The following is a 16882-nucleotide window of genomic DNA, read 5'->3' on the forward strand; positions in this document are numbered from 1 at the left end:
GGGCAAAGGGTTTGGAACTCAATGAGAATCTTCTTCTGATGCAACAGGTGAAAAATATCGCGGGCGCTGTGGCCGGTGGCCAGAATTACACCCAGCCCCTTAATGGTGTCGCCGGCAGCGGTGCGTACCCCTACGGCCTCGCCTCCTTCCAGCAGGATATCATCTACCCGGGTATTGAAGAGCACCTCGCCCCCATGCCGCAGCACCGTTTCCCGCAGGGCCTGCACCACGCGGGGCAGCTTGTTGGTGCCAATGTGGGGGTGGGCATCTACCAGAATATCGGGGGTGGCGCCATGGGCCACAAAGATCTCCAGCACGCGGCGCACATCGCCCCGCTTTTTGCTGCGGGTGTAGAGCTTGCCATCAGAATAGGTGCCCGCACCCCCCTCGCCAAAGCAGTAGTTGCTCTCGGGGTTTACCACCTGCTCTTTGTTGATGGCGGCCAGGTCCCGGCGCCGTTCCCGCACATCCCTGCCCCGCTCCAGCACAATGGGTTTGAGGCCCAGCTCAATGAGGCGAATAGCGGCAAACAGACCGGCCGGCCCGGCGCCTACCACCAGCACTGGGGGTGCCTGCTGCACATTGGGCAGCGAATCCAGCTGCCACTCCAGCAAAGGGGGGGCTGTAGCCGTGGCGAACACCTCCACCTCCAGGTTTACCCAGATCTGCTGCCGGCTACGGGCATCGATGGAGCGGCGCAGCGGGCGTATCTCCAGCCCTTCGGCAGAGGCCAGGCCAGCGGCTTGCAGTACCAGGGGGTGTAATTGGGTTTGGTCAAACGCCTCTTCGGGCGTCAGGCGCAGGCTAAGTTTTTTGTACATGCGTAAGGTGGTTATCCTTAAAGCGGTTAGGGGGAAATTATCGTTTCAGACGGTTAAGGGCATAGCCCATGTTGAGGCCCAGGCGGATGGGTACGGTCAGGCGATTGTTGCGGATGCCGCTAAAGTAGGCATCATAGGCACTGTCGGAGGTAGGGAAACGCTCGTTTACAAAGCGGTAGCCCACCCCCAGGCCCACAAAGATATCGGCTGTCCAGCCCTTGGCAGCGGCATCGCGGGTAAGGCGGTTGCCAAACAGAATGCTGTATTCCATCTTCAGCTCATCGGCCCGCAGGGGCTCGGGCCGCAGCCCGCCGGCTTCCGGCTGGTTGGCATAGTGATTCAGGGAGCTTACCCGCAGCTCATGCCCGTAATAGAACATGCCCAGGTTATCTTCCAGCTGGTAAAACTTCTGCTTCAGGGCAAAGGAAAAGCCCCTTTCATATTCCTTGCCTACCGGCAGGGTGCTGTGGTTGTCAAAAAAAGGCGAGCGCAGGTAGCTGAACTGCATCTCGTAGCCCAGCCGCTCCTGCAGGTAATACTCTACCGATACCGGCCAGTTGCCCAGTACGGTGCCTACCGGGTTGGTGGCTACAATCAGCGCCCTGAACTCATTGATCTGCGGCTTAAAGTTGCGGAAGGTGCGTACCCGAAAGCGGTACTCGGGCAGGCCGGTGGTTTCCCGGCGGCCCTCGGGGCTATCATCGATGATCTTGAAAACAGGCTTTTCATTCTCATAATAGACCTTGTAAAAGCCCGACAGCTCGCCTGTAGGCTTATACATTTTCCAGATGCCTACCCGCTGCCCCCCTTCTACCTGACCTTCCATGTTCAGGCTGCCATCCGGATAATAGCCAGTGTAGTAGCCCTTTCCTGCTTTAAAATCGGCCCGGCCCTCCAGACGGCCATTTTCGTAATAGTACAGCCACTCGCCTTCGTTCTGGTCGTTGCGGATGGTGCCAATGGTTTTCAGGCGGCCGCTTTCATAAAATTCCTTATACTCCCCCTCGCCTTTCACAAAATTGCCCTCGCCCCTGAAATCGCCCCACTGGTTGTAGAGCTTCCAATAGCCTTCTTTCTTTCCTTCCTTCATTTCGCCCTGGGAGCTAAGGGTACCATTGGGGTTATAGAAATCCCAGCGGCCCTGCCGCAGCCCCTCCTCAAAATGGCCGCTGGCCGAGAGGCTGCCATCTTCATGAAAGTATTCCCACTTGCCTACCCGCAGGCCGCCGGCATAGGCGCCCCGGGCCTGTGGCTTGCCATTGGGGTGGTAAAAGGTCCAGATGCCTTCGCTCTTGCCATCTTCGTAGATGCCTTCCGCCTTCAGGCCGCTGTTGGGGTAAAACTCCTTGTAGGTGCCAGTACCCTTTTCGTAAAAAGCCTGCGCTTTCAGGGGGCCGTAGAGGCCATCCTGGCTCTCATAGAAGTAATTCCAGATGCCTACCTTTTTATTATCCAGGTAGCGGCCCCGCTGTTTTACGCTGCCGTTTTCATAGTAGTAGATCCACTCGTCCTGGCGGCGGCCCTCGTAGATGGGGCCTTCCATGCTCAGCTTGCCGCCTTCATAATAATATTTCCAGTGGCCCCAGTTTGAGCCCTCCCGCAGCTCACCTTCCATTTTGGTGGCGCCGCTTTCGTAATAATAGGCCCACAGGCCTGTAGCGATGTTGTTGCTGTACTGGCCCTTTTCCTTGAGGCTTCCGCTGGCATAATAGGCCAGGTAGGGGCCCTCCAGCAGCATGCTAAGGGTATCCCGCACATAGTAGGTTTCTTTGAGGAGTTTCTGGTCGCTGTCATAATAGACCTCAATGCGCTTGGGTCGGGTCGTAGGGCTGACCTCTGTCTTTGCTTCCATAGCACCCCCCTCCTGCCCGGCAACAGGGCAAGCCGCCAGCAGACCCAACAGCAGGCATAGGATGGGGATAACAGTCTTCACAGCTCTTGGTGCTTTGGATGAGCGATCTTAGCAAATTAACAGATTGGGGCGGAAAATCATTGTCCGGACCGGGATATTTGTTTCTGCACCCAGCTTTTGCCCCACTCCTTTTTCTCCTGTTCGGTCCACAGCTCGGGAAAGAACATGACCCGCTGAAAACGGGGCGGCAGGTATTTTTGCCAGTTGGTGCCGCCGGTAGCGGCAATATCGGTAGGGTCGTTTTGCAGGTAGCGTACCGCGGCCTTATAGTGTGCCAACGGCCAGAATACGTTGGCCAGCAGATCAAAGCGGCGCAGGGCATCTACCAGCTCCAGCCGGTTGGGGGCCTTCTGCAGGTGGGTAAGGTACTGTTTCCAGACGTTGGTCTCCTTTTTCCGATGAATGGTCTTTAGGAAATCGGCCGTATATTTTTGCTCAAACTGGCGCAGGGTAAGCGTTTTTTTGCCCGATACCAGCTCGGTAGCGCCCTTGGACCAGTAAATGCTCTGCACCAGCTCATCATCGGTATATTTTTCGGGCAGGTTGCTGCGCTGCTCTTCCGGCAGCAGGTTTTGCAGATCGGTGCTGTAGAGCTCAATAAGGCGGTACTGGGCACTCTGAAAGCCACTGGCCGGCAGCAGCGCCATGCGAAATTGCAGGAACTGCTCCCGGTCCATGCCACTCACCATAATATCAAAGCTGTGCTCCAGGTTATCAAAATAGCGGATGCAGCGCCTGATCTTTTCCAGAAAGACCTGTGGGGCTACGGGCTGCTCGCCGGTGATCTGCTCCAGCTCGTGCAGTATGAGCTTAAAGAATAGCTCGGTATGCTGGTGGTAGCAGATAAAGATCATCTCATCGGGATAGGGCGTGCGGGGCTGCTGCAGCGTCAGCAGCGTATCCAGGTTCACATAATCCCAGTAGTTGAGGTAATCGGCCTGCAGCAGGCCTTCCAGGTAGGAGCTCAAATCCTGGCCCATGGCGGCGAATTTGGCTTCCAGTTTCTTGATTTTTTCTACTATATTGGCGTCCAGTTTTTCAGCATCCATAGCGGCACTAACACGTTTGCATTGGGGTTGTAAAAGTGAGAATTCTTACGCTCTAAACCTAGATTTTTATGTCAGTACACACGCCAGACGCTCATACTGGCCAAAAACGCCCCTTCACCGACCAGTTTGAGGCCCCGGATTTTTACACTATTGATGATCTGCTCTCCGAAGAGCACAAGCTGGTGCGCAGTGCCATGCGGGCCTTTGTAAAGCAGGAGATCAGCCCCTATATCGAAGACTGGGCCCAGCGGGCGCACTTCCCCTACGAAATGGTGCGCAAGTTTGGCGATGTGGGCGCTTTTGGCCCTACCATTCCGCAGGAGTATGGTGGCGGTGGTATGGATTACATCAGCTATGGCCTGATCATGCAGGAAATAGAACGGGGCGATAGCGGCATGCGCTCTACGGCTTCGGTACAGGGTTCGCTGGTCATGTACCCCATCTACAAATTCGGCAACGAGGCGCAACGCAAAAAATACCTGCCCAAGCTGGCCAGCGGCGAATGGCTGGGCTGCTTTGGCCTGACCGAGCCAAACCACGGCTCTAACCCCGGGGGCATGCTCACCAACTTTAAGGATGCCGGCGACCACTACCTGCTGAACGGCAGCAAAATGTGGATCTCCAACGCGCCCCATGCCGATGTGGCGGTGGTGTGGGCCAAGGATGAAAATGGCCGTATACACGGCTTGATTGTGGAGCGGGGCATGGAAGGTTTCAGTACCCCTACCACCCACAACAAATGGAGCCTGCGCGCCTCAGCCACCGGCGAGCTGGTGTTTCAGGATGTGAAAGTGCCCAAAGAAAACCTGCTGCCCAATAAAAGCGGCCTGGGGGCTCCGCTGATGTGCCTGGACTCGGCCCGCTATGGCATTAGCTGGGGAGCCCTGGGCGCTGCCATGGACTGCTACGATACCGCCCGCCGCTATTCGCTGGAGCGCGTGCAGTTTGACCGCCCCATTGGCGGCTTTCAGCTGCAGCAGAAAAAGCTGGCCGAAATGCTCACCGAGATCACCAAAGCCCAGCTGGTGTGCTGGCGCCTGGGCACCCTCTTCAACGAAGGCAAAGCCACCACGGCCCAGATCTCCCTGGCCAAGCGCAATAGTGTGGAAATTGCCCTGAACATTGCCCGGGAAGCCCGCCAGATGCTGGGCGGCATGGGCATAACGGGCGAGTACCCCATCATGCGCCACATGGCCAACCTGGAGAGTGTAGTGACCTATGAAGGCACCCACGACATTCACCTGCTGATCCTGGGCCATGAGATTACGGGAATTCCGGCCTTTAAGTGAGGGGGAGGTTTTGAAGTTAGAAGTTAGAAGTTAGAAGTTAGAAAAGAGGCAATGGCTGTAGTAGCTGTTGCCTTTTTTCATTTGGGCTAAAAGACACATCTGCCGGAGGAGGCTGTTGAAAATTGTTAAAGATCTGTGTACTTTAGCCGGCTATACCTGATCTGCCTCCGGCTGGTCCGGACTCCTCTACCCTACCCCCATGCTATGAAAGGCTATTTTTGCTACCCCCTGTGCTGTATCCTGGCGTTTCTGTTCCTTGCCCCGGGCCTTGGGGGCTGCTCCAAAGCAGATGAGGAGATAATTGAGCTTAAGGTACTCCGGCAAAATGTGGTGTTCCGCTCCCAGGCCGATATCAACAGTTTTATGGCCGGGCACAAAGATGCCAAACGCATTGCCATTGATGGCAACCTAACCATAGGCATGCCGCTCTCGGGGGGTGAGAGCAGCGATATCACCAGCCTGCAGCCCCTTAGCAAGCTGAAGGAGGTACGCAGGAACCTGCTTCTGACCATGAACGGACAGCTACTTTCCCTGCAGGGCCTTGAAAACCTGGACCGGGTGAAGGGCAGCCTGCGCATTGAGCAAAACGGGCTGCAGCAAGGCCTTCAGTTAAAGGCCCTGACCCGGGTCGATAGCCTTATCATACGGCAAAATCCCGCGCTTACCGCTCTGGCAGAACTTGGTCAGCTCAGCCGCATCAATACCCTGCTGATTGCCGGCAATGCGCAGCTGGAAAACCTGCAGGGGCTGGGCGGGATCGATAGCCTGGTACATCTGAGCCTGCTACAAAATACCCGCCTGCAGGATCTGAGCGGGCTCATCAAGCTGCAACACATCAGCGGGTTGCTGAGCATAAGCCAAAATCAGGCGCTGGAATCACTTAGTGGTCTTGGGCTTCTGCAGCAGATCGGGGCCTTCAGCATCACAGCCAACCCTCTGCTTACCGACCTGTGCGCCCTTACGCCCGCGGTTGCCGATCTGCTTCTCCGGCATCCGGACGCCAGCCAGGCTGAGCTGGACAGCCTGATGCACCTGCAGGCCAATGGCGTAGACCCCTACCGCTGGGACCAGTTACTGGCCGACTGCCAGGAGTAAGGAACGCTGGTGGCCCATAGTCGCCTTTCGATGCGCAATTGCACGATAGCCTTACCGTAACACTTTTTTATTAAGCCGATTTATGTATTTTAGGCATCTCCCTGCCTACAGGGGGTTCGTTTATCCATACCTATTACTTTCATCTAGTTCTTCATGAAAAAAATACCGCATTTACTGCTGATCTGCTTGCTATTGGCCAGCCAGTTGCTGGTGGCCCAGACCAAAGACCCGGTCATTGAGAATATTATTAAAGAGGCCAATGAAAACTCGCAGCTGGAGCAGCTGGCCCACGAGCTGATGGACAAGATTGGTCCGCGCCTGGTAGGCACTCCCCAGATGCAACAGGCCCACGACTGGGCCGTGGCCCGCTACCAGGGCTGGGGCATTACGGCCCGCAATGAACAGTGGGGCGAATGGAGGGGCTGGGAGCGCGGCATTACGCATGTTGACATGATCCATCCCCGCATCAAAAGCCTGGAAGCTACCCAGCTGGCCTGGAGTCCGGCTACCGGCAAAAAAGACGCCATCGGCGAAGTGGTGATCCTGCCCGACCTGGCCGATTCCCTGGCCTTCCAGAAATGGCTGCCCTCGGTGAAGGGTAAATTTGTGATGATCTCCATGCAGCAGCCCACCGGCCGGCCCGACTACAACTGGGAGGAGTACGGCAAAAAAGAATCGATTGAAAAAATGAAAGCCGAGCGCGATGCCCAGACCAAAGCCTGGAACGAGCGCATCCGCAAAACCGGCTACACCAGCCGCAGCCTGCCCGAAGCCCTGGAAAAAGCCGGCGCCATAGGCGTAGTAACCTCTAACTGGTCCCGCGGCTTTGGGGTAAACAAGATCTTTGGCGCCAGCACCAAAAAGATACCCACCATCGATGTAGCCCTGGAAGACTACGGCCTGCTCTTCCGCCTTACTGAAGGGGGCGAAAAGCCGCGCATCCGCGTAAAAGCCGAGTCGAAGTTTCTGGGCAACATGCCTACCTTCAACACCATTGCCGAGATCCGCGGCTCCGAAAAGCCCGATGAGTATGTGATCCTCTCAGCGCACTTCGACTCCTGGGATGGCGGCACCGGCGCCACCGACAACGGCACCGGCACCATCATGATGATGGAAGTGATGCGCATCCTGAAAGAGATCTACCCCAACCCCAAGCGCACCATACTGGTAGGCCACTGGGGCAGCGAAGAGCAGGGGCTCAACGGCTCCCGTGCTTTTGTAGAAGATCATCCCGAGATCGTTGCCAAAACGCAGGCCGTCTTCAACCAGGACAATGGCACCGGACGGGTGGAGAACATTTCCGGACAAGGCTTTCTGCATGCCTATGATTATGTAGGCCGCTGGCTGTATCCGGTACCTTCTGAGATCAAGGAAGGCATTAAAACCACCTTTCCCGGCACGCCCGGCGGTGGCGGATCCGACTATGCTTCTTTTGTGGCGGCAGGCGTACCGGCTTTCTCCCTCAGCTCCCTGAGCTGGGCCTATGGCACCTATACCTGGCACACCAACCGCGATACCTATGATAAGATCGTGTTTGATGATGTGCGCAGCAATGTGATTCTGGCCGCTATCATGACCTACATGGCCTGCGAGGATGAGAATCTATCCTCCAGAGAGCGCATTGCCCTGCCCATGAATTCCAGAACGGGCGAGCCCATGAGCTGGCCTACGCCCCGCACGCCCAACCGCAAGGGAGGACAGTAGGAAAAATTGATAGGGAGGTTCTGTTCAGGGCTTGGCAATAGTTTTCAGCCGCTTTGCGGTACAGAAGCTGTATAAACCACCGCAGCTACCCTCAACAGAGGAATCCCCATTACCAATGCCAAAAAAAGAGGAAGGCTCCCGGGAGCCTTCCTCTTTTTTTTGATCTTTTCCTAATGACTACCCAAACAGGCTGGTCTGATACGCCATTGGAGCAGCAGGAACAGCGGACATGGAGCCTGCGCAGATCCGGTATACCGGTGTTTCCGCATAACGGGATGCCACCACCACCTCTGTCCCTTCGGCATGTTTGCTGAAGAGCTCCTGCACCAGCCTGGGACAGTTGTTGTCCTTGGAGAGGTGGCCCAGCAGCAGATGGCTCATGAAGGCGGGCTTGTAGGCGGTAAACAGGGCCAGTGCCTGCCGGTTGGATAGGTGACCCTTGCCGCCCCGGATGCGGTTCTTCAAATAATAGGGATAGGGGCCGCCATCCAGCATGGCCTCATCGTAGTTGGCCTCCAGAATGGCGGCGTGGCATTGCTGAAAATGGTGGATGAGCTGCTCACAGGGAGCGCCAATGTCGGTAAATACCCCCACCCTGGTTTCATTACAGGATACTACAAAGCTGTGAGGGTCACAGGCATCGTGCAGTTTGCGAAAGGCGGTTACTGTAAGCGCCCCAATCTGCACCGGCTCATGCGCCTGCAGGGGAACAAAATAGGCCTGGTTAAGAACAATGCGGCCACTGCGCAGTGTATCCGGCGTAATGTAGACCGGCAGCTGGTATTTTTTGGCAAGTGTGGCGATGCCCCGGATATGGTCGGCATGCTCGTGGGAGACAAAGATGGCCCGTAGCCGCTTCATGGAAAGCCCCAGGCGGGCCATCCGTTTTTCGGTTTCCCGGCAGGAAATTCCCGCATCGATCAGCACCGCATCCTGCTCGTTGCCTACATAGTAGCAGTTGCCGTTGCTGCCGGAATTAAGGGAGGTAATACACAATTCCATAGAAGTGTAAAGAAACCCCTTTTTGAGCTGGCATTCAACCCATTCGGAATCAGAAGGTTGATTTTTCTTTACGCTTCTGCAAATCCGGCTGGCTATACCCCATGAAGATTTATGCCCTCCGACTCCAGCAGCGCTACCGTACGGCCCATTTTCTTCTGGATCACCCCAAAATGATGCTCATCTTCGGGGGTAATGAGGGAGATAGCCTCCCCGGTAGCGGCCGCACGTCCGGTACGGCCAATCCGGTGCACATAGTCCTTGGGCGAGCGTGGCAGGTCATAGTTGATCACATGGGGCAGCTCCAGAATATCAATGCCCCTGGAGGCCAAGTCGGTGGCCACCAGTACCTGCAGCTTGCCCTGCTTAAAGCGACGCAGGGCCTCGGTACGGGCGCCCTGGCTTTTCTGGCTGTGCAGCGGCAGGGCCGGAATGCCATTCTTGATCAGCTTGGCCGACAGGTTGTCGGCTGTGCGTACGGACGAAACAAAGACCAGCACCTGCTGCAGCTTATGCTCTTTGATCAGGTAGCGCAAAAAGGGACCCTTGCGCTCGGCGCTTACCCGGTAGGCCAGCTGCCGGATCTGATCGGGCGTGCTGCCTTCGGGGGCAATCTCAATGCGCAGGGGGTTGCGCAGGAGGCGCTCGGTAATGGCCTGCAGCTCCCCATCCATGGTGGCCGAAAACAGCAGGTTCTGCTGGCGGCCGGGCAGCAGGGCCAGCAGCTGCTTCATCTCGTCCCGAAAGCCCAGGTTCAGCATTTTATCGGCTTCGTCCAGCACCAGCACCTCTACCCCCGAGAGCTGCAGGGCCTTGCGCTCCAGCAGGTCCAGCAGGCGGCCGGGGGTGGCCACCAGTACATCGGTTCCATGCAGCCGCATCATCTGCGGGTTGATGGAGACCCCTCCAAAGACCATCCCGATCTTGATGCGGCGCGGCAGACCAGCGCTCAGGGACTTAAACACCTCCCCTACCTGCCCGGCCAGCTCCCGGGTGGGCACCAGTACCAGCACCCTGGGCCTGCGGTCGGCCACGGGCGCCTGCCCGGACAGCCGCTCCAGAATGGGCAGTACAAAACCGGCCGTTTTGCCCGAACCGGTCTGGGCCAGCGCCAGCACATCGCGCCCTGCCAGAATGGCCGGGATGGCCTGCTGCTGAATGGGGTAGGCATCGGTATAGCCCAGGCTGGCAGCCGTTTTCTGAAGTGCTTCTGAAATACCAAGGGAAGTAAAGGCCATACGCATGGGGTTGATGAATGAACGTACAAAACAGGCACTGCAAAGATACGCCTAATTCCGGGCTTTGGCGAGCCTTCAGCGTCCTGAGCAAATCCCTACTAATTTCTGTTGCAACACAGAATTATGCCGCCTGAAGCATTGCACGTACAACTAAGGCCCGTTTGCCTTCGTTACTATAGGGTATGAGCCGAGCCTTTGTAAAAGAAGATGATGCCGGGCAGCCGCCCATTATCCCTCCACGGGCTGCCCTACCCCCCGGCACCCCCAACTATGTGACCCCTCAGGGGCTGGAGCTGCTGCGTGCCGAAATGGCCGAGCTGGAGGCCGAGCGCAGCCAGATTGAGGCCAGCCGGGAAGAAGAAGGGGACCGCACCCGCCGGCTCACCATCCTCAATGGCCGCATGAGTGCGCTTAGTGAGCGCCTGGCCACTGCCAAATTAATTGACCCCCGCACCCAACCGCCCGATGAAGTACGCTTTGGGGCCACCGTTCGCCTGCGGACCCTTAGCGGCCTGCAGCCAGGCCTGGAGCGCAGCTTTACCATTGTGGGCATCGATGAGGCCTCGGTGGCCGAGGGCCGGGTGGCCTTTGTGGCGCCCATTGCCCGGGCCGTTGTGGGCAAGCGCAAAGGAGATAAGGCCCAGCTGCGCATGGCCCGGCAGGTAGAGGAAGTTGAAATTCTGGACATTCAGTACGGGGATCCCACCAATGACCAGAAAGCGTAACTACTATTTCAGATGAATTACAGTCCGCTTACAGATCCGGAAAGCATTCCGAAGGTATTTACCCAGGCCTGGAATCAGTGCGATGCCCAAACCCTGGCTTCCCTTTTTGATGAAGATGCCGAATTCATAAATGTGACCGGCCTGTGGTGGCACAGCCGCGCCTCCATAGAGCGGGCCCATGCCTATGGCTTCAGCACCATTTTTACCCATTCCACGCTTACACTGCTCAAGACCAAAGTACGCTACCTGAGCCCTGCCATTGCCGTGGTGCATGCGCGCGTGAAGCTTACCGGGCAGAGCCCTATTGAGGATATTCTGCAGCCTGGCGAGCGCCGTACGCTCTTTACCTTTGTAGTCCACAAGCTGGGCGAACACTGGAGCTGTGTTTCGGCCCATAATACCGATATCTCCTATCGGGAAACCCATGTGCGGGACGAAAAGGGCCAGCTGCAGGCGGTAGACTATAACCGTCCGCCTGCAGAGCCTGAGCAGCAGGCCCCCTCCCCCAACCGCAAACCCCTCCGGAAGCCGCTCTAGCAGAGAAGGCCTCTGCCTGATCTCCTATTTAGCAGCTACTGTCCCGCTTTCTGTACAGTTGGCCTACCTCTTTACTACCTTCAGCTGCTGCAGCTGTCCGCCCCAGCTTGCCCGGAGCACGTAGACGCCCGGGTTTGTAACCGTCTGCAAATCCAGCGAAACAGCATTGAGCCCGGGCTGCAGCGGAAAACTACGGCTGTACACCTGACGACCCCATGTATCGATCAGGCTGATCTGGGCCTCTTCGGCTGTGGCAGCCTGCAGTTCCAGGCTGAGCCTATTGCCAAAGGGGTTGGGATAGGCCCCAAGCGCCTGCTGAAGGCCCCCAAAACGCAGCATGCGCACCGGAGAATAGCTGCTGGCGCCATCCAGGTCCAGTTGGCGCAGGCGGTAGTAGCGGGTACCCGTTTTGGCTGATTCGGTATCGCTGAAGCTGTAGTGCTGTTGTTGCTGGGTGGTGGGCTGGCGGCTGGCCACAAAGCCCAGACTCCGGTAGCGGCTGCCATCGGTTGACACTTCCACCTCAAATCCCCTGTTATCCTTTTCGCTATAGGTAAACCAGCTCAGCAGGGCATCGCCCCCCTGGGCCTGGACCTGAAAATCGCCCAGCGCTACCGGCAGGGGCACCGGCCTGTTGCGGATGGCAAAGGGAGAAAAGCTGCTGATGCCCTCCAGCCGGATGGAATAGAAGCCCTCTGCATTCTGCTCCCGGGCAAAGCCGGCACGGGTATCGGGCTCCGACCAGCTCCCTTCTTCAAAATGGCTGATGTAGCTCCTTGCCCGCTCAAACAGTTCCTGCTCGTCCGATTGCTGCCAGTATAGCTCCAGCTGCACATCCGATCCGCCTTTAAGACCCTCGCTGAGGTGCCAGGTATGGTCTACCCCTTCCTGCTCCAGGGGATTTCCCCAGCTTCCGGAGCTCAGCACCCCCTCTTCTACCCGTAGGCTGTAGGCATCGGCCTGGCCACTGTTGGTGAGGAGGGCGGGCGCATAACCCTGCTCCGTGCCGATGGGGAAAAGAGCACTGGCGCCCTCGCCAATGCCCTCCAGCACCAGGGCGCCCTCTCCGCTGGTGATCAGGTAGCTGCTGGCAGATGCCCCTTCAAGGGTAGCCGCGGCAGCCAGTTGCAGATCGGCATCGCCAAGGGCCAGCGGGCTGTTTCCCAGGCGCAATGTCTGCAGAATGCGCACAGGGCCGGCCAGTGTTTTGAGACCACTGCCCTTCACTTCCAGGCTGCCGTAGACCCCTTCGGGGATTGGCTGTCCGGCGGAGCCACTAAAGCGTACCCCTGCTCCGGCCGCCTCCAGGCGCTCTCCGCTATACTGACCGGCAATTTCCAGCTGTGCCCCCTCAGGCAGGGAAAGCACCTCCTGCCCCTGCAGGTCCCGTACCTGTGCGGGCATGCCGGGCTCAAACAGGGGCTGCGCCCCCTCGGGCAACTGGGCATCAATGGCCAGGCCTGGCACACAGCTGCTCCAGTTTTGAGCATCAAACCAGCTGGCCGAGGCCCCCGACTGACCGGTCCAGGCGGTGGTGGTGGCCTTAAGCACCCGCACACTAAGCGTTTTTTGCTGCTGGCGACCCTGCGGGTTGGTAAAGGTGTAGGTTATGGGATGCTGCCCGGCACCTGCCAGGGCCGGATCAAAATAGGCACCTTCTACTACCCCCTTGCCGCTGTAAGTACCGCCGGGGGGAACATCTTCCTGCTGCAGCATAGTCCTGCCGCCCTGCAGGCAGGCCCTGAGCAGGGGGGTGGGCTGGTATGCCCCAATGCTCAGCTTGCCCCGGCCCTGCAGGCTATTGCCCCAAAAATCCTGCAGGCCTATGTCCAGGCCGAAATCTTTTATCAGGTCCAGGCCTTTATCGGCCAGGGGAGAATCCTCAGCCAGTTCGTAGCCCGTCAGCAGGTAAAGCTGGCCTGCTACCGGAAAATTCAGCCCGCCTCCGGGCGCCTTTAGCCTGGGATCAAGCGTGTGCCCCAGGGCAGTACCCCCCTTCTGTTCCTGCCCAGTGCGTTGCCGCCAGTTGGCCAGAGAAGTATGCAGCGTACCCCCCCAGTTTACCTTAAAATTGCCGGAGCCGGCCCAGTAGTTGTTGCCTTCAAAGCGCACATCGGTAAGCTTATCTACATAGACCAGCTCCAGTCCGCCGCTGGTCACCAGCAGGTTATTTCGGATCTGCACCCCCTTCACCCCACCACTTTGCACAAACAGTGCCCGGGGAGTGCCCTTGTCCGAAGGGGTCATGTACACTGTATTGTTGTAGATCTGGGCATCCTGTATGCCGCCATTGGCGCCGCTGCTCCAGAGGTGAATGCCGCCGTACCCATTTTTGCGGGCATCATTTTCGCTGATGTTGTAGCGGATTACGGCTCCTTTAAGGGGGGGCGCATCGGGATACTGGGCAATGAGGTAGCCTGGGCCGTCATTGTCATGGGAGTAGTTATACTGCAGGGTGCAGTCGGTACAGCCTCCGTCTATATCAAAGCCGCCGCCATCCTTGGCGGTGCCGGTGCGGTTGTGGTGCGATTCATTGTACTGGATGATGAGCTTATGGCTGCTGTAGCCCCAGATGCCAACCGGGCCACCCCCCTGCCAGGCATTGAGCCAGCCATTGTTGTAGGCCTCACAGTATTCGATGAGCCCCTCTTCTACCCCGCCCAGCATAATGCCGCTGCCACTGTGGGAATTGGTTTTGTCGGGCTTGCCGGAATTATTATAGGCTTTGGAATAGCCCACATACACCCGGGCATGGCCCAGCACTGCCTCGGCATAGGTAGTAATGCCCGCCTCGCCATTGTCATGGGCCAGGGTGTAGGTAATGCGGATATCCTCAAACCCGCTGCTGCCGTTCCAGCTGCCAATCATGATGCCGGCTTCCCGGTAGCCCCATACCTCCACACTGTCAATGTGGAGATAAGTAAGCCGGGTAGCAGGCAGGTCCATGTAGAAATCAATGCCCGAGCTGCCATTTCGGGTACGTCCGCTGCCCTCAAACACCAGCTGGCTGATGTGAAACCCCGCCGTATTGTAGGCCTGCAGGCCCGATTCGTTGCCACTGTAAAGGGTGGCTCTGCGAGCACCGTCAGCGCCAGGATACGAACTGATCACAATGGGCTGGCTGGCAGTACCGCGGGTGTCGGACCCAAAGTACAGCCCGCCCTCAAAGCGGCTACCCCCTTCAAACAGCAGCGAATCACCGGGATAAAAGCGGGTGGCATTTGCCTTTTGCAGGCTTGCCCAGGCCTGCTGGGGGCTGGTGCCGCTGTGGGCATCGGAGCCTGTAGCGCTCACATAATAGGTAGTGGCCGGCAGGGAGTAGCCGGCAAGCAGCAGTAGCAGCAGGAAGAGGGCAGAACGATGAACAGCCATGGGACCAAGCACGTAAGAATCAGAAGAATAGTAGCTGATTCAAAAGTAGGGCCTGGCCCGGGCAATTCCGGTCTCAAAATCCCTGCGGGCTTACAGGGTAATGAATGCAGGGAGTTTGCTAATTTTCTGATTTTCTGCCCATTAGCTCCCCAATTACAGCGCAAATAGTTGCCCTGAAAATAGAACTGCCTGCTACTCCGATGTACTTATTTACAGAAACAAATGCTATAACGTTCTGCTACCCCCCATCCCTGCCAGGGAGCCGCCACAGCCTGGGGATGTATTCCACATGACAGAAAATGAACGGAGCGCGTATAGTACAGACCCGGATACTAAAGAAGCCTGTTGTTTATAAACTGCTTCTTACATCCAGCGCCATGGCTGCAGCGGCCTGCAGCTTCCCTACACCCTAGATCCTTTGCCTATCCCATAATTCACAGCTAATGCTGTGGCATTTCATTGCTTTTACAAATAATTATGGCAGCTATCAGCGGTTTATACCAAATAAATTCATATACTGCATAAAATACGTACTATGTACCTGTACCTGCTCATTACGCCTGCCACATGCACTACCGGGTCTGCACAGACCACCGGGACATGGGGCTATGCCGGCAGAGGAAGGGTACTATATGAACCGTAAGCAACGCATTCATACCATACACAGACCTTCCTCCTGACCGGGGAAGGTCTTTTTTTTAACCTGCCTATGAAAGTCATGAAATTTGGCGGCAGCTCTGTAGGATCTGCCGAGGCCATTGCCCGGGTATTGGAGCTGGTAGCCCGCCAGCAGCAGGAGGGCAATTCCCTGGCCCTGGTCTGCTCGGCCATGAGCGGAGTTACCGACGGGCTGCTGCGCATGCTTGCCGCTGCGGTGGCCGGCCAGCCGGTACAGGAGGAGCTCAACCAGCTGCAAAACCGCCATTATGCCGTAGTGCGGGAACTGCTGGAGGTAAAGCGCCACAACCCTGCCCTGCTGAGCCTGAAAATCTACTTTAACGAATTGGAAGCCCTTTTTGCCGGCATACAGGCCTTGGGAGAAGTATCGGCCCGCACCAGCGACCGGGTGCTCAGCTATGGAGAGCTCTGCTCTAATGTACTGATGGCCCATCTGGTAGACCAGCAGTGCGGCAGGGGGGTATTTGCCGATGCCCGGCAGCTGATCAAAACCAATGCCCAGTATGGAAAGGCGCTGGTAAATCCCGGACTGAGCCGTCAGCTGATCCGCTCCTTTTTTCTGCAGCATGCCGGCAGCATTCCGGTTATTACCGGCTTTATAGCCGCTACTGAAGGGGGGGATACCACCACCCTGGGACGGGGCGGATCCGATTATACCGCAGCGCTCATAGGGGCCGCCATTGAAGCCGAAGAAATTCAGATCTGGACCGATGTGGATGGCTTTATGACGGCCGATCCGCGCCTGGTCAAAAAAGCGTTTTCGCTGGACCAGCTCAGCTACAACGAGGCCATTGAGCTGTCTTATTTCGGGGCCAAGGTCATCTACCCCCCTACCATGCTGCCGGCCATCGACAAGGGCATTCCCATCCGCATCAAAAATACCTTTAACCCTGCCTGTGCCGGCACCCTCATTGGCCCCACATCCGGTACAGGGGGCTCGCTGATCCGAGGCATTTCATCCATTGCCGAAATAAGCCTGCTAAATGTACAGGGCAGCGGCATGGTGGGGCAGGCCGGCTTTAGCGGACGTTTGTTCAGTGCCCTGGCCCGTAAGGAGGTAAATGTGGTCCTGATCACACAGGCCTCATCCGAGCACAGCATTACCTTTGCCATCCGCCCGCAGGATGTTGCCCCCGCCCGGCAGGCCATTGAAGGGGAATTTGAATTTGAGCTGCTCTCCGGCAAGCTGGATGCCCCGCAGCTGCAGGAAGGCTGCAGCATTGTGGCGGCCGTGGGCGAGAACATGAAACAGGCCCGGGGCCTGGCCGGCAAGCTCTTTAGTGCGCTGGGCCGCAGTGGGGTCAATATCATTGCCATTGCACAGGGCTCTTCGGAGCTCAACATTTCCCTGGTTATCCGGCAGGAGGATCTGCGCAAGGCCCTGAACTCGGTGCATGATTCCCTTTTTCTATCCCCTGTAAAAACGCTGCATGTGTTTTGCTGTGGCACCGGCACTATTGGGG

The 16882-nt window shown here is 57.4% G+C and carries 12 protein-coding genes; 6 read left to right on the plus strand and 6 right to left on the minus strand.

All coding sequences use genetic code 11. From position 1 onward, the window contains the following. From ADICEAN_RS15470 to ADICEAN_RS15480, 3 genes are all read right to left on the minus strand, one after another. Nucleotides 1-821, minus strand: an 821-nt coding sequence (locus ADICEAN_RS15470) for an NAD(P)/FAD-dependent oxidoreductase (protein ID WP_040397511.1), incomplete at its 3' end; no start/stop codon positions are given. A 37-nt stretch (nucleotides 822-858) separates the two neighbouring features. Further along, nucleotides 859-2754, minus strand: a complete 1896-nt coding sequence (locus tag ADICEAN_RS15475) for a toxin-antitoxin system YwqK family antitoxin (protein WP_009196573.1) — start codon at nucleotides 2752-2754, stop codon at nucleotides 859-861. A 56-nt stretch (nucleotides 2755-2810) separates the two neighbouring features. Continuing rightward, nucleotides 2811-3782, minus strand: coding sequence for a tryptophan 2,3-dioxygenase family protein (locus ADICEAN_RS15480; RefSeq protein ID WP_009196574.1), 972 nt, complete (start codon nucleotides 3780-3782; stop codon nucleotides 2811-2813). 68 nt (nucleotides 3783-3850) lie between these two features. Here ADICEAN_RS15480 and ADICEAN_RS15485 point away from each other — a divergent pair, with 68 nt between their 5' ends. The 3 genes from ADICEAN_RS15485 (at nucleotide 3851) to ADICEAN_RS15495 (ending at nucleotide 7870) form a co-directional block, all read left to right on the plus strand. After that, nucleotides 3851-5071, plus strand: a complete 1221-nt coding sequence (locus ADICEAN_RS15485) for an acyl-CoA dehydrogenase family protein (RefSeq protein ID WP_009196575.1) — start codon at nucleotides 3851-3853, stop codon at nucleotides 5069-5071. 204 nt (nucleotides 5072-5275) lie between these two features. Then, nucleotides 5276-6166, plus strand: coding sequence for a hypothetical protein (locus ADICEAN_RS15490; protein ID WP_009196576.1), 891 nt, complete (start codon nucleotides 5276-5278; stop codon nucleotides 6164-6166). A 153-nt stretch (nucleotides 6167-6319) separates the two neighbouring features. Further along, nucleotides 6320-7870, plus strand: coding sequence for a M20/M25/M40 family metallo-hydrolase (locus tag ADICEAN_RS15495; protein WP_009196577.1), 1551 nt, complete (start codon nucleotides 6320-6322; stop codon nucleotides 7868-7870). A gap of 177 nt (nucleotides 7871-8047) precedes the next feature. On the opposite strand, the gene ADICEAN_RS15500 is transcribed toward ADICEAN_RS15495, so the two are convergent. Further along, nucleotides 8048-8872, minus strand: a complete 825-nt coding sequence (locus ADICEAN_RS15500; RefSeq protein WP_009196578.1) for an MBL fold metallo-hydrolase — start codon at nucleotides 8870-8872, stop codon at nucleotides 8048-8050. 92 nt (nucleotides 8873-8964) lie between these two features. Then, the gene (locus ADICEAN_RS15505) at nucleotides 8965-10107 is read right to left on the minus strand and encodes a DEAD/DEAH box helicase (protein WP_040397513.1); all 1143 of its coding nucleotides are present in this window, start codon (nucleotides 10105-10107) and stop codon (nucleotides 8965-8967) included. Nucleotides 10108-10289: 182 nt separating this feature from the next. Between ADICEAN_RS15505 and ADICEAN_RS15510 the strand changes: the two genes are divergently transcribed. Together ADICEAN_RS15510 and ADICEAN_RS15515 are read left to right on the plus strand one after the other, a co-directional pair. Then, nucleotides 10290-10832 (plus strand): GreA/GreB family elongation factor, encoded by a 543-nt coding sequence (locus ADICEAN_RS15510; RefSeq protein ID WP_009196580.1) that lies wholly within the window; start codon nucleotides 10290-10292, stop codon nucleotides 10830-10832. A 12-nt stretch (nucleotides 10833-10844) separates the two neighbouring features. Continuing rightward, nucleotides 10845-11369, plus strand: coding sequence for a YybH family protein (locus ADICEAN_RS15515; protein ID WP_009196581.1), 525 nt, complete (start codon nucleotides 10845-10847; stop codon nucleotides 11367-11369). Nucleotides 11370-11432: 63 nt separating this feature from the next. Here the strand turns inward: ADICEAN_RS15515 and ADICEAN_RS21445 are convergent, their stop codons facing one another. Next, nucleotides 11433-14741: a right-handed parallel beta-helix repeat-containing protein gene (locus ADICEAN_RS21445; RefSeq protein WP_009196582.1), complete on the minus strand. Its 3309-nt coding sequence runs from the start codon at nucleotides 14739-14741 to the stop codon at nucleotides 11433-11435. Between the two features lie 709 nt (nucleotides 14742-15450). Here ADICEAN_RS21445 and ADICEAN_RS15525 point away from each other — a divergent pair. After that, nucleotides 15451-16882, plus strand: a 1432-nt coding sequence (locus ADICEAN_RS15525; protein ID WP_040397519.1) for an aspartate kinase, incomplete at its 3' end; no start/stop codon positions are given.

The sequence above is a fragment of the Cesiribacter andamanensis AMV16 genome (assembly GCF_000348925.1).
Lineage (GTDB): Bacteria > Bacteroidota > Bacteroidia > Cytophagales > Cyclobacteriaceae > Cesiribacter > Cesiribacter andamanensis.